The following is a 13,635-nucleotide window of genomic DNA, read 5'->3' on the forward strand; positions in this document are numbered from 1 at the left end:
GGAGTGAGTATTTAAAAGATATTTCACGCTATCGTGGTATCCTAGATGATAACAATATTATTATCTAAGACGGGATTTTTGAGAGTAAAATAGTTCGGGGAACTATTTTAGCCTGAGCATAGAAATGAAAAGGCGAAGTAATTAAAAATTACCATTGAAATTCCATTGGATTTCTAAAATCATCCACTGGATAATTTTACCTCCCGTCCGCACTATTTCAGGGAAATATCAAAAAACTACTTAATTGAATTTTGGCCTCATTTCTTAGGAAAAAAGATAAGCTTCCTAGCACTCATCGAGTGCGGCGTCACCTTCCTATTTTTCTACAGAAATGTTCGGCAAGCCGAACCGTCCAAAATATCTTGAGTAGTTGAACACGCCTACAACTCTGTGGAAAAAGATAAATCTGCCTAGGAGCAGTCGCTCCGTCGTTCGATTTCCTATTTTCCTTTGAGTTGCTTGACGGCTTAGTATCTTGATTTTTGTAGGCAAGACGTATAATATTATCAATCCAAAGGGGATTAAAATGACAAAACAAGTGTTTCAAACGACTTTTGCGGGTCGTGAGTTAATTGTAGAGACTGGTCAGGTTGCTAAGCAAGCGAATGGCGCAGTTGTCGTACGTTACGGTGAGTCAACTGTCTTGACTGCTGCCGTTATGTCTAAGAAGATGGCAACTGGAGATTTCTTCCCTCTTCAAGTCAACTACGAAGAAAAAATGTATGCAGCTGGGAAGTTTCCTGGTGGCTTTATGAAACGTGAAGGACGTCCTTCAACAGATGCGACTTTGACAGCGCGTTTGATTGACCGTCCAATCCGTCCTATGTTTGCGGAAGGTTTCCGTAACGAAGTCCAAGTCATCAACACCGTGCTTTCTTATGATGAAAATGCTTCTGCACCAATGGCTGCTATGTTTGGTTCATCCTTGGCACTTTCCATTTCAGATATTCCATTTGACGGTCCAATTGCTGGGGTACAGGTGGGTTATGTAGATGGTCAAATCATCATCAACCCTACGCAAGAACAAGCAGAGCAATCTCTCCTTGAATTGACAGTAGCAGGAACTAAACACGCCATCAACATGGTAGAATCTGGTGCTAAAGAATTGTCAGAAGAAATCATGTTGGAAGCCCTTCTCAAAGGGCATGAAGCAGTCAAAGAATTGATTGCCTTCCAAGAAGAAATCGTTGCAGCTGTTGGTAAAGAAAAAGCAGAAGTGGAATTGCTTCATGTGGACGCTGACTTGCAGGCTGAAATCATCGCAGCCTACAACAGTGACCTCCAAAAGGCAGTTCAAGTAGAAGAAAAATTGGCTCGTGAAGCTGCAACTCAAGCAGTTAAGGACCAAGTTACTGCCGTTTACGAAGAAAAATATGCAGACTACGAAGAATTTGACCGTATCATGCGTGATGTGGCTGAAATTTTGGAACAAATGGAACACGCTGAAGTGCGCCGTTTGATTACAGAAGATAAGGTGCGCCCTGACGGTCGTAAGGTCGATGAAATCCGTCCTTTGGATGCGGTTGTTGACTTCCTTCCTCGTGTGCACGGTTCAGGTCTCTTCACTCGTGGACAAACTCAGGCTCTTTCAGTCTTGACCTTGGCTCCGATGGGAGAAACTCAAATCATTGATGGTTTGGATCCAGAGTACAAGAAACGCTTTATGCACCACTATAACTTCCCACAATATTCTGTAGGGGAAACTGGTCGTTACGGTGCGCCAGGTCGTCGTGAAATTGGTCACGGGGCTCTTGGTGAGCGTGCTCTTGCTCAAGTATTGCCAAGTTTGGAAGAATTCCCATATGCTATCCGTTTGGTAGCTGAGGTCTTGGAATCAAACGGTTCTTCATCTCAGGCTTCTATCTGTGCGGGAACTCTTGCCCTTATGGCTGGTGGTGTGCCAATCAAGGCGCCAGTAGCAGGGATTGCCATGGGTCTCATCTCAGATGGAAATAACTACACAGTCTTGACCGATATCCAAGGTTTGGAAGACCACTTTGGAGACATGGACTTCAAGGTTGCAGGAACTCGTGACGGGATTACAGCCCTACAAATGGATATCAAGATCCAAGGGATTACTGCAGAAATCTTGACTGAGGCTCTTGCCCAAGCCAAGAAAGCTCGTTTTGAAATCCTTGATGTGATTGAAGCAACCATTCCAGAAGTTCGTCCAGAATTAGCTCCAACTGCACCGAAAATTGATACCATCAAGATTGATGTGGACAAGATTAAGATTGTCATCGGTAAGGGTGGAGAAACCATCGACAAGATTATCGCTGAAACAGGCGTTAAGATTGATATCGACGAAGAAGGAAATGTATCTATCTACTCTAGCGACCAAGATGCTATTAACCGTGCTAAAGAAATTATTGCTGGTTTGGTTCGTGAAGCTAAGGTGGACGAAGTTTACCGTGCTAAAGTCGTTCGTATCGAGAAATTTGGTGCCTTTGTTAACCTCTTTGACAAGACAGATGCCCTTGTTCATATCTCTGAGATGGCTTGGACGCGTACCAATAATGTCGAAGACTTGGTAGCAATCGGGGATGAAGTTGATGTTAAGGTTATCAAGATTGATGAAAAAGGACGTGTGGATGCTTCTATGAAAGCCCTTCTTCCTCGTCCTCCAAAACCTGAGCATGATGAAAAAGGTGAAAAGTCTGAGCGTCCTCACCGCCCACGTCATCACAAGGACCACAAACCTAAGAAAGAATTTACAGAAACACCAAAAGATTCAGAATAAGAAAAGGAGAAATGTATGGGATGGTGGCGCGAAACCATTGATATCGTAAAAGAAAATGATCCAGCGGCCCGCACCACTTTGGAGGTTTTGCTGACCTATCCAGGTGTCAAGGCCTTGGCGGCCCACCGTCTCTCGCATTTTCTCTGGAAGCATGGCTTCAAACTCCTGGCTCGTATGCACAGTCAGTTTTGGCGCTTTTGGACTCAGATTGAGATTCATCCAGGTGCCCAGATTGATTCAGGTGTCTTTATCGACCATGGCTCTGGTCTGGTGATTGGGGAAACAGCGATCGTTGAAAAAGGTGTTCTTCTTTATCACGGGGTGACTCTTGGTGGAACAGGGAAGGATGTTGGCAAACGCCATCCGACCGTTCGAAAGGGAGCTCTCATATCGGCTCATGCCCAAGTCATCGGACCCGTTGAAATCGGTGAAAATGCCAAAGTCGGTGCAGCAGCAGTAGTTGTTGCAGATGTTCCAAGTGATGTGACAGTGGTCGGAATTCCTGCTAAGATCGTCCGAGTTCATGGACAGAAGGATGAGCCAACGATTCATGAAGTTGAAGAAAAACGAGAGTACTACGTCAATAAACTCGAGCAGGCTAAAGATGCCAGTCACAGATCGTCTGGTTTGTAGAGGATGGCTATATGATTCAAGCAAGAAGCGAGTTACTATTCTTCAAAATTATAAATTCTTGGAAGAACAAGCTCAGCTATACTGCTTTTTGACGATAACTGAGGAACTTTTAATGAAAGATTTTTTCAAGGACAATAAGTATTTTGCGCTCTATTTGGCAGGAAGTCTTATTTCTGTTTTCAGTTTGTTTCGTGCAGGAAATCTGATTTTCGGTCTTCTGGTCCTGCTCTCTGCTACCTTTACCATTTGAGCCGGAAGTAGACAGGAGAGGCGCTTGAATGTTTAAGAATGAACCGTTCTGCTACAGATTGGAATTGCTGTTTTCTGGCTTATTTTTCTTGTCCAGCAAGGATTTTGCTGAATACTTTGATTAGCTTAGGTCTAACCATCTGGGTCTATCCCGCTAAGTGAAGGCAAAGTAGAACTAGAAAGGAAACTACAAGAATGGCAGTATATTTTTACGGCTGTATCACCATGGATGGCTACTTGGCAGACAGCCAGCACAGGATAGACTGGCTGCATCAGCTTGGTTCTGTAGAGGATACAGGCTATGATGACTTTTACAGGCAAATGGATATCACCATCATGGGCAAGCGGACCTTTGAGGAAATCCAAGATTTGCAAGATGTAGAAAGTTTTTATCAAGCTACGGAAAACTATGTCTTTACGCATGATAGGCACCTGCCTGTCAGCAATTACCAGCCAGTAGCTGGGGATGTGGTGGACTTTGTTCACCAGATTGACAAAAGCAAAAATGTCTTTGTGATTGGTGGTAATTCCTTAGTAGGACCGCTCTTGGATGCGGATCTTTTCGACCACCTCATTATTCAGATAGCGCCCCTTATCCTAGGAAAGGGGGTTCCCCTCTTTACCCAAGAGGAAGGGCAACGCTTTTACCAACTAGATAGCCTCAGACAATTTGGTCCTTTTGCAGAGCTGGTTTTCAGCCGAAAAAGTCAGAAATAGAGAAGGGAGTGGACCGCATGATTAAAATTTACGATACCATGTCTCGTGATTTGCGAGAATTTGTCCCAATCGAGGACGGCAAGGTCAAGATGTATGTTTGTGGGCCAACCGTGTACAACTATATCCACGTGGGGAATGCCCGCTCAACAGTGGCTTTTGATACGGTTCGTCGCTATTTTGAGTACCGTGGGTATGATGTTGCCTATATTTCAAATTTTACAGATGTAGATGATAAGATTATCAACCGTGCCAAGGAAGAGGGTATCACGCCTCAGGAGGTTGCGGACAAGTACATCTCTGCCTTTCGTGAGGATGTGACGGCCTTGGGCGTCAAACCTGCGACTCGCCATCCGCGTGTAGTGGAGTTTATGGCTGACATTATCCGCTTTGTGGAAGACTTAATTGAAAAAGGCTTTGCTTACGAGAGTCAAGGGGATGTCTATTTCCGTGTGGAAAAATCCCACAACTATGCCAAGTTAGCCAATAAAACCTTGGAAGATTTGGAACTAGGTGCTTCAGGTCGTACCGATGAAGAAACGGCTCGCAAGGAAAATCCTGTAGACTTTGCCCTATGGAAAGCTGCTAAACCAGGCGAGATTTCTTGGGACAGTCCTTGGGGACCTGGTCGTCCGGGCTGGCATATTGAGTGTTCGGTCATGTCGACAGAAATTTTGGGCGATACTATTGATATCCACGGTGGTGGAGCGGACCTTGAGTTTCCGCACCACACCAATGAAATTGCCCAGTCTGAAGCTAAAACAGGCAAGACTTTTGCCAACTACTGGATGCACAATGGCTTTGTCAATATCGATAATGTCAAGATGTCCAAGTCCTTGGGTAATTTTATCACTGTACACGATGCCCTCGAAACGATTGATGGGCAAGTGCTTCGTTTCTTCTTTGCAACCCAGCATTACCGTAAACCTATCAACTTTACAGAAAAGGCAGTGCGTGATGCAGAGACTAATCTCAAGTATCTAAAGAACACTTACGAACAACCATTTACAGGAAACGTGGATACCCAAGAGTTACAAGCTTTTAAAGACAAGTTTGTAGCAGCTATGGATGAGGATTTCAACGCTGCCAACGGTATCACAGTAGTCTTTGAAATGGCCAAGTGGATCAATTCTGGCAACTATGATGCAAGTGTTAAGGAAGCTCTTGCGGCTATGTTAGAGGTCTTTGGAATTGTCTTTATTGAGGAAGTTTTGGATGCAGAGATTGAAGACTTGATTCAAAAACGCCAAGAAGCGCGTGCCAATCGTGACTTTGCTACAGCGGACCAGATCCGTGACCAATTGGCTGCTCAAGGGATTAAGCTCCTTGACACCAAAGATGGAGTGAGGTGGACACGTGATTGATGTCAATCTCATTAACGGGATTGCGTTAGCTTTTGAGGGGGACGCGGTGTATTCTATGTATATTCGTCGTCACCTCATTCTTAAAGGCATGACCAAACCCAATAAACTTCACCAAGAGGCAACCAAGTATGTGTCAGCCAAGGCTCAGGCTCGTTTGATTTCCCTCATGTTGGAGGAGCAAGTCTTAACCGAAAAAGAAGAGGAAATCTACAAACGTGGTCGCAATACCAATAGTCACACCAAGGCCAAAAATGCTGATGTGGTGACTTACCGTATGTCCACAGGTTTTGAAGCCGTGATGGGCTATCTCCATATGACAGAAAATTTGGAACGCCTTGAGAGCTTGATTTTGTGGTGTATCCAAAAAGTGGAGGGCTAGGACATGATGGCAAAAGAACTACAAGACTGGTTTCCTGAAGCTCAGATTTCAGACCAACCAGTAGAGAAAGAGGGCTATCTCACTCTCCCTTTAGCTTCTCAGCAGTGGATTTTGCTGGAGGAAGCTGGACTCAGCGAGCGTGAAAAGCAGTTGGTTGCCCTTTTGACCCAGCAGGAGCAGGCTCGTTCGCTCAATCCTTGGTATTCTTATCTGATTGAGGGTAAGGGACAGGCACCACAAGCTTTTAAAAAGATTCAGCTGGTTTACTGTCATCTTTCCTATTTTCAGCAGGAAAATCTAGCTTCTTGGCTAGATATGATGCGGACTCTTTTTCCCAACTGTCAGACGGTGATTCAGGTCGGAGCTCAGGATTATGTTTTCGTGCTTCAACAAGACAAATACACCTCTGTACGAGCTATTTTAAGTGATACGATTGAAGCGGTTGAGTATGACTTTGGACTTCGTCTGTCAATCATGTTAGGCCAGGTTTGGTCTCAGACGGGAAATCAAGCCCTATCAGACTTAATCAAAGCGGAGCGAGATTTGTTTAAGACTTGGTGGCGTCAGGGTCACCAAGGTGTTCATACTTTTTCTCAGCTCTATTTGTGGAGTATGGGAGAAAGGCTTGTGGACTTGAAGGTAATCAAGGAATGTCTACACCAGATGATTGTGGACCAGGATCAGATTCAGGAAATCATTCTCTCTCTTTGGGAAAATAGTGCTGTTCTCACTAAAACAGCCCAGCAACTCTATCTGCACCGCAATTCTCTCCAATACAAGATTGATAAATGGGAAGAATTGACAGGGCTTCAGTTGAAGGAATTGACTGACCTGACCTTGTGTTATCAATTGATTTTACCAGATATTTTATAAAGTTTTGTGCAAGTTGCACAGAACTTTTTTATTTTTTTGGTCACCTTGCCATAGAAATGTAAAGCGTTTTCATCTATAATAAAACTATCAAAAGACAAAAGGAGTTCACCTCATGGTAGAATTGAATCTTAAAAATATTTACAAAAAATATCCAAACAGCGAACACTACTCAGTTGAAGACTTCAACTTGGACATCAAAGACAAAGAATTTATCGTTTTCGTAGGTCCTTCAGGATGTGGTAAATCAACAACTCTTCGTATGATTGCAGGTCTTGAAGATATTACAGAAGGTACTGCATCTATCGATGGCGTGGTTGTCAACGACGTAGCTCCAAAAGACCGTGACATCGCCATGGTATTCCAAAACTACGCTCTTTACCCACACATGACTGTCTATGACAACATGGCTTTCGGTTTGAAATTGCGTAAATACAGCAAAGAAGACATCGACAAACGTGTGCAAGAAGCAGCTGAAATCCTTGGATTGAAAGAATTTTTGGAACGTAAACCAGCTGACCTTTCAGGTGGTCAACGTCAACGTGTTGCCATGGGTCGTGCGATCGTTCGTGACGCAAAAGTATTCTTGATGGACGAGCCTTTGTCAAACTTGGATGCCAAACTTCGTGTATCAATGCGTGCTGAAATTGCGAAAATCCACCGTCGTATCGGAGCTACAACTATCTACGTAACTCACGACCAAACAGAAGCGATGACACTTGCAGACCGTATCGTTATCATGTCAGCAACTAAGAATCCTGCTGGTACAGGTACTATCGGACGTGTTGAACAAATCGGTACACCTCAAGAAGTTTACAAAAACCCAGTTAACAAATTCGTAGCAGGATTCATCGGAAGCCCAGCTATGAACTTCATTAACGTGAAATTGGTTGGTAGCGAAATTGTTTCAGACGGTTTCCGTTTGAAAGTTCCAGAAGGAGCATTGAAAGTTCTTCGTGACAAAGGCTACGAAGGTAAAGAATTGATCTTCGGTATCCGTCCAGAAGACGTGAATGCAGAACCTGCTTTCCTTGAAACATTCCCAGAATCAGTTGTAAAAGCTACTATCTCAGTATCAGAATTGCTTGGTTCAGAATCTCACCTTTACTGCCAAGTTGGTAAAGATGAATTTGTTGCCAAAGTTGACGCTCGTGACTACTTGCAAACAGGTGCAACAGTTGAACTTGGATTTGACTTGAATAAAGCACACTTCTTTGATGTAGAAACTGAAAAAACAGTTTACTAAGCAAATGAAATGTCAAAACACTGCTAGAGAAATCTGGCAGTGTTTTTTGGCGATTGAGTAAAAAAACTCTCCATATTACTTGGAGAGCTAATTTGTTATTCTGCAGCTTGTTGCCAACGTTTTGCTAGCATGTGTGACAGGCTAGAAATGGCTAGGTTAAAGCTGAAGTAGATGAGGGCAATCAGGATATATAGACTGAAGACTTGCTCTGGTTCGAAATAACGTCCCATGAGAATTTGGCTGGCTCCAAAGAGTTCTTGTAGGGCGATAACAGAGTAGAGAAGACTGGTATCCTTAATCACAGTTACAAACTGAGAAATGATGGCTGGCAACATTTTGCGGATGGCTTGTGGAAGAATGATGTGGTAGAGGATTTGAGCCGAGGTAAATCCTTGCGACATTCCTGCTTCGTACTGTCCTTTGTCCACGGCATTGAGACCGCCTCGGATAATCTCAGCCAAGGCTGCTGATGTAAAGAGAGTGAAGGCAGTGATTCCTGCTGGTGTGGATTTCATTTTGAAAACTAAAAAGATAGTAAAAATCCAGAGAAGGTTGGGAACGTTACGTACAAATTCGATGTAAATGCTGGAGATGATGCGCAAGATAGGATTTTTCCCATTTCTCATGACGGCTAGAACCGTACCGATGAGGGTAGAGAGGACGATAGCAATCAGAGAAATGTAGAGGGTCAAGCCAAATCCTTTAAAGATAAAGACTAGGTTATCTGGGGTCAAAACTTCTAAAATGGATTCCATAGTAACCTCCTAAAGTGAATAGGCTTTTTTGTTGGCTTGCTCCATCTTGCGACCAAACTGGGCAACAGGGAAGCAAAGAGAAAAGTAGAGAAGGGCAGCACCTAGAAATGCTGGGATATAGTTTCCGTTAAGAGCCGACCAAGACTTGGTCACAAACATCAAGTCCACTCCAGAAATGATAGCGACTGTCGAGGTATTCTTAATGAGGTTAACGATTTGGTTAGTCAAAGGTGGGAGAATAATACGGAAGGCCTGAGGCAAGATAATCAAGCGCATGGCACTGATATAGGTAAAACCTTGCGATAAGGCAGCCTCCATCTGACCGCTAGGAATAGACTGAATACCTGAACGAATCACTTCAGCGATATAGGCGCTGTGATAGAGTCCCACGCAGAGAACAGCCGTCCAATAAATCGGAATCATGATGGTGTGGTCACTGATAAGGGGTAGACCATAAAAGACGATAACAAACTGCACCAAGAGGGGAGTGTTTTGGTAAAATTCAACAAAGATGCGAGCCAAAATGCGCAAAATTGGACGTTTGCTGGTTGACATAGCTCCAAAGAAGATGCCCAAAACCATGGCTAGGATAAAGGATCCAATCGCTAGGGCAAGAGTGAAGAGGAAACCATTGAAAAATTGTCCAAAATCCTGAAAATAGGCTGTCCAAGATGATAAATCTGTCATGATGTGTCCTCCTTAATCTGCGGTATGGCTAGATGGTTTGAGCTTGTAACGGTCATAGAGTTTTTGTAAACTGCCATCCTTGCTCCATTTAGTGACCAAGTTATCAAGATAGTCGTTGAGCTCAGTATTTGATTTCTTGGTAACGATACCGTAGTCAGATGGCTTGAAACTATCATCTAATAGTACTGTGCGCTTGCTGATGTAGCCAGACAGAATCGAGCGGTCAACGGAAAAGGCATCGATACGATGAGCGTGCAGGGAAGTAATCAATTCTGGGTAGGAACCAAGTTCGACGAATTTAAACTTCAGACCTTTCTTTTTACCCAGTTCAGTAATCAGGCGTTGGGTGATGGAACCTTGGGCGACTCCGATGGTTTTGCCGTTTAGGTCCTCAATCTTTTTGATTTTGGCAGATTTATTGACCAAAAATCCAGATGCGTCCGTGTAGTAGGGACTGGTAAAGTTGTAGAGTTTTTTTCGTTCGTCTGTGATGGTAAAGGTCGCGATATCCATATCGACCTGTTCATTGTCTAGAAGTGGTCCTCGAGTTTGCGCTGTAACAGGTACATAGCGAACCTTGACCTTGAGCTCATCAGCTACCATCTTGGCCAAGTCAGTTTCGATACCAGAATAGGTCCCTGTCTTGGGATCCTTGTAACCGAAATTGGGAACGTCTTGTTTGACACCGACAACCAGCTCGCCTCTCTTTTGAATGTCTGCGACACTAGTATCAGCCTGGACTGGTGTCGCAGCAGCAAGGCCGAAAAGGCTAATCACTAATGCGGATAAAAAGAATTTCTTTTTCATAGGCGCCTCCTTATTTGACTTTGTCACTTTCATGGTTGATGATCTTGCTGAGGAATTGTTGGGCACGAGGTTCGCTTGGATTGTCGAAAAAGTCATCGACATCTGTCGTATCCACCAAAACTTCTCCGTCAGCCATAAAGATGATGCGGTCAGCAACTTCACGGGCAAAGCCCATTTCGTGGGTAACGACAATCATATTCATACCATCGTGGGCCAATTTTTGCATAACTGCCAGAACATCACCGATGGTTTCAGGGTCAAGGGCAGATGTTGGTTCATCAAAGAGAAGGAGTTCAGGATGCATAGCGAGTCCACGAGCAATGGCGATTCGTTGTTTTTGTCCACCAGAAAGCATAGCTGGATAAGAATCTTTCTTGTCCCACATATTTACAAATTCCAAATATTTTTGAGCTGTTTTTTCAGCTTCTTTTTTATCAATTCCTAGAACTTTTATAGGTGCAAGTGTTACGTTTTCTAACACTGTTTTGTGAGGGTAGAGGTTAAAATGTTGGAAAACCATGCCGACTTCCTTGCGAAGAGGCACTAAATCTTTCTGGCTGGCACCAGCAACTTGGTGACCATTTACTAGAAGGCTTCCCTTGTCAATAGCCTCCAAACCATTGATGGTACGGATAAGAGTGGATTTCCCAGAACCAGATGGTCCGAGTAGGACAACGACTTGTCCTTTTTCAAAACGGAGATTGATGTCGCGGAGTGCGTGATAGTCTCCGTAATATTTTTCGACGTGTTCAAATTCTACTAAAGCCATAAGGAATCTCCTTTGTGTTAGATTTTATAACATGATTTTACAACAAAAGATTTTTCTTGTCAAATCATATCTTAAAAATTCACTAAAATTTTATAAAAAAGCAATCTGGATAGAGAAAACGTCTAAATCATGTTATAATGAAGCGATAGAATTCTTAGAAAGAGTGGATGTCTTTTTGATAACACCTACTTATGAATGGCAGTTTGCCCCGCAGGTAGAAGATGCGGATTTTACAAAGATAGCCAAGAAGGCTGGACTGGGTCCTGAGGTGGCTCGGTTATTATTTGAAAGAGGAATTCAGGACCAAGAAAGTCTGAAGAAGTTTTTAGAACCTTCCTTGGAGGACTTGCACGATCCTTATCTACTCCATGATATGGATAAGGCAGTGGAACGGATTCGTCAGGCCATTGAAGAAGGGGAAAATATTCTCATTTATGGAGATTACGATGCGGATGGAATGACTTCGGCTTCGATTGTGAAGGAAAGTTTGGAACAGCTTGGCGCTGAGTGCCGTGTTTACTTGCCCAATCGTTTTACTGATGGCTATGGTCCAAATGCTAGTGTTTATAAATACTTTATCGAGCAAGAAGGGATTTCTTTGATTGTGACGGTGGACAATGGGGTTGCGGGTCATGAGGCTATTGAATTGGCTCAGTCTATGGGAGTAGATGTCATTGTGACTGATCACCATTCTATGCCTGAAACCTTACCAGATGCCTATGCTATTGTCCATCCTGAACATCCAGATGCGGACTATCCTTTCAAATATTTGGCTGGTTGTGGAGTGGCTTTCAAGTTGGCTTGTGCCCTGTTAGAAGAAGTGCAAGTGGAATTGCTTGATTTGGTCGCTATCGGAACTATTGCAGATATGGTGAGTTTGACGGATGAAAACCGTATCTTGGTTCAATATGGTCTGGAAATGTTGGGACATACTCAGCGCATTGGTTTACAAGAAATGCTGGACATGGCTGGGATTGCTGCCAACGAAGTAACAGAAGAAACGGTTGGTTTTCAGATTGCCCCTCGTTTGAATGCCTTGGGCCGCTTGGATGATCCCAATCCTGCCATTGATTTGTTGACTGGGTTTGACGATGAGGAAGCCCATGAGATTGCTCTCATGATTCATCAGAAAAACGAAGAGCGCAAGGAAATCGTCCAGTCTATCTATGAAGAAGCTAAGATCATGGTGGATCCTGAGAAGAAGGTTCAAGTCTTGGCCAAGGAGGGCTGGAATCCTGGGGTTCTAGGAATAGTGGCTGGTCGTTTGTTGGAAGAACTAGGGCAGACAGTCATCGTTCTCAATATAGAAGACGGTCGTGCCAAGGGTAGTGCTCGTAGTGTGGAAGCAGTGGATATTTTTGAGGCTCTGGATCCTCGTCGAGACCTCTTCATCGCCTTTGGTGGCCATGCTGGTGCGGCTGGAATGACGCTGGAAGTTGAAAAACTTTCAGATTTATCTCAAGTCTTGGAAGATTATGTTCGTGAAAAAGGCGCAGATGCTGGTGGCAAGAACAAGTTAAATCTAGATGAAGAACTGGATTTGGAGACTTTGAGTCTTGAAATGGTCAAAAGTTTTGAACGTTTGGCACCTTTTGGCATGGACAATCAGAAACCTGTCTTTTATCTCAAGGATTTTCAGGTCGAAAGTGCCCGTACCATGGGGGCAGGCAATGCCCATCTCAAACTGAAAATTTCCAAAGGTGAGGCGAGTTTTGAAGTGGTGGCCTTTGGCCAAGGCAGATGGGTGACAGAGTTTTCTCAAATCAAGAAGCTAGAGCTGGCAGTCAAATTGTCTGTCAACCAATGGAATGGCCAAACTGCCCTCCAGTTGATGATGGTGGATGCGCGTGTGGAGGGTGTTCAACTTTTTAACATCCGTGGGAAGAATGCAGTCTTGCCAGAAGGGGTTCCAGTCTTGGATTTTGCTGGGGAACTGCCCAATCTAGTAAATAGTGATGCTGTGGTTGTAAAAACCATTCCTGAGGATATTACTCAGCTGAAGACCATTTTTCAGGAGCAGAATTTTTCTACTGTTTATTTCAAAAATGATATTGACAAGGCCTACTATCTGACAGGGTATGGGACTAGAGAGCAGTTTGCCAAATTGTACAAGACCATCTACCAATTTCCTGAGTTTGATATTCGCTACAAACTGAAGGATTTGGCGACTTATCTCAATATTCAACAAATCTTGCTGGTCAAGATGATTCAAGTGTTTGAAGAACTAGGTTTTGTGACAATCAAAGATGGGGTCATGACAGTCAATAAAGAGGCACCAAAGCGGGAGATAGGAGAAAGTCAGATTTACCAAAATCTCAAACAAACCGTTAAAGACCAAGAAATGATGGCGCTGGGTACTGTGCAAGAAATTTATGACTTTTTAATGGAAAAAGAATAGCAGATAGGAAAGAGTTGGGAAACC

At 43.6% G+C, this 13,635-nt stretch carries 13 protein-coding genes; 9 read left to right on the top strand and 4 right to left on the bottom strand.

Annotated features, from left to right (window positions below; genetic code table 11):
- Nucleotides 1-526 precede the first annotated feature (526 nt).
- From pnp to ACN076_RS03690, 8 genes are all read left to right on the top strand, one after another.
- A complete protein-coding gene (gene pnp, locus ACN076_RS03655; protein ID WP_261074416.1) occupies nt 527-2,740 on the top strand; it encodes a polyribonucleotide nucleotidyltransferase in 2,214 nt (737 codons plus the stop codon).
- A 15-nt stretch (nt 2,741-2,755) separates the two neighbouring features.
- Nucleotides 2,756-3,373, top strand: a complete 618-nt coding sequence (gene cysE / locus ACN076_RS03660) for a serine O-acetyltransferase (RefSeq protein ID WP_261074415.1) — start codon at nt 2,756-2,758, stop codon at nt 3,371-3,373.
- Between the two features lie 112 nt (nt 3,374-3,485).
- Nucleotides 3,486-3,623, top strand: a complete 138-nt coding sequence (locus ACN076_RS03665; RefSeq protein WP_420790144.1) for a hypothetical protein — start codon at nt 3,486-3,488, stop codon at nt 3,621-3,623.
- Between the two features lie 194 nt (nt 3,624-3,817).
- Nucleotides 3,818-4,339 carry a dihydrofolate reductase family protein gene (locus ACN076_RS03670; protein WP_336315071.1) on the top strand — a complete coding sequence of 174 codons (522 nt, stop codon included), beginning with the start codon at nt 3,818-3,820 and terminating at the stop codon, nt 4,337-4,339.
- 17 nt (nt 4,340-4,356) lie between these two features.
- Nucleotides 4,357-5,700, top strand: coding sequence for a cysteine--tRNA ligase (cysS, locus tag ACN076_RS03675; protein WP_420790145.1), 1,344 nt, complete (start codon nt 4,357-4,359; stop codon nt 5,698-5,700).
- Nucleotides 5,693-6,079 (top strand): Mini-ribonuclease 3, encoded by a 387-nt coding sequence (locus tag ACN076_RS03680; protein WP_045604720.1) that lies wholly within the window; start codon nt 5,693-5,695, stop codon nt 6,077-6,079. The genes cysS and ACN076_RS03680 overlap by 8 nt, the downstream gene beginning before the upstream one ends.
- 3 nt (nt 6,080-6,082) lie before the next feature.
- Nucleotides 6,083-6,952: a helix-turn-helix domain-containing protein gene (locus tag ACN076_RS03685; RefSeq protein ID WP_420790146.1), complete on the top strand. Its 870-nt coding sequence runs from the start codon at nt 6,083-6,085 to the stop codon at nt 6,950-6,952.
- A 112-nt stretch (nt 6,953-7,064) separates the two neighbouring features.
- The gene (locus ACN076_RS03690; protein WP_049516301.1) at nt 7,065-8,195 is read left to right on the top strand and encodes an ABC transporter ATP-binding protein; all 1,131 of its coding nucleotides are present in this window, start codon (nt 7,065-7,067) and stop codon (nt 8,193-8,195) included.
- A 95-nt stretch (nt 8,196-8,290) separates the two neighbouring features.
- On the opposite strand, the gene ACN076_RS03695 is transcribed toward ACN076_RS03690, so the two are convergent.
- Genes ACN076_RS03695 through ACN076_RS03710 form a run of 4 tightly spaced genes read right to left on the bottom strand, consistent with a single transcriptional unit; the run spans nt 8,291 to nt 11,213 of the window.
- Complete coding sequence (locus tag ACN076_RS03695) at nt 8,291-8,950, bottom strand: amino acid ABC transporter permease (RefSeq protein WP_000443883.1); 660 nt, start codon at nt 8,948-8,950, stop codon at nt 8,291-8,293.
- A gap of 9 nt (nt 8,951-8,959) precedes the next feature.
- On the bottom strand, nt 8,960-9,637 hold the full coding sequence (locus tag ACN076_RS03700; protein ID WP_420790147.1) for an amino acid ABC transporter permease: 678 nt from the start codon (nt 9,635-9,637) through the stop codon (nt 8,960-8,962).
- 12 nt (nt 9,638-9,649) lie between these two features.
- A complete protein-coding gene (locus tag ACN076_RS03705) occupies nt 9,650-10,444 on the bottom strand; it encodes a transporter substrate-binding domain-containing protein (protein WP_420790148.1) in 795 nt (264 codons plus the stop codon).
- Nucleotides 10,445-10,454: 10 nt separating this feature from the next.
- Nucleotides 10,455-11,213: an amino acid ABC transporter ATP-binding protein gene (locus ACN076_RS03710; RefSeq protein WP_084928862.1), complete on the bottom strand. Its 759-nt coding sequence runs from the start codon at nt 11,211-11,213 to the stop codon at nt 10,455-10,457.
- Nucleotides 11,214-11,388: 175 nt separating this feature from the next.
- Here ACN076_RS03710 and recJ point away from each other — a divergent pair, with 175 nt between their 5' ends.
- A complete protein-coding gene (gene recJ / locus ACN076_RS03715) occupies nt 11,389-13,611 on the top strand; it encodes a single-stranded-DNA-specific exonuclease RecJ (protein WP_420790243.1) in 2,223 nt (740 codons plus the stop codon).
- The last annotated feature ends 24 nt before the right edge of the window (nt 13,612-13,635 follow it).

It is taken from the genome of Streptococcus sp. K0074, from assembly GCF_048843365.1.
In the GTDB taxonomy this organism is placed as follows: domain Bacteria; phylum Bacillota; class Bacilli; order Lactobacillales; family Streptococcaceae; genus Streptococcus; species Streptococcus mitis_BM.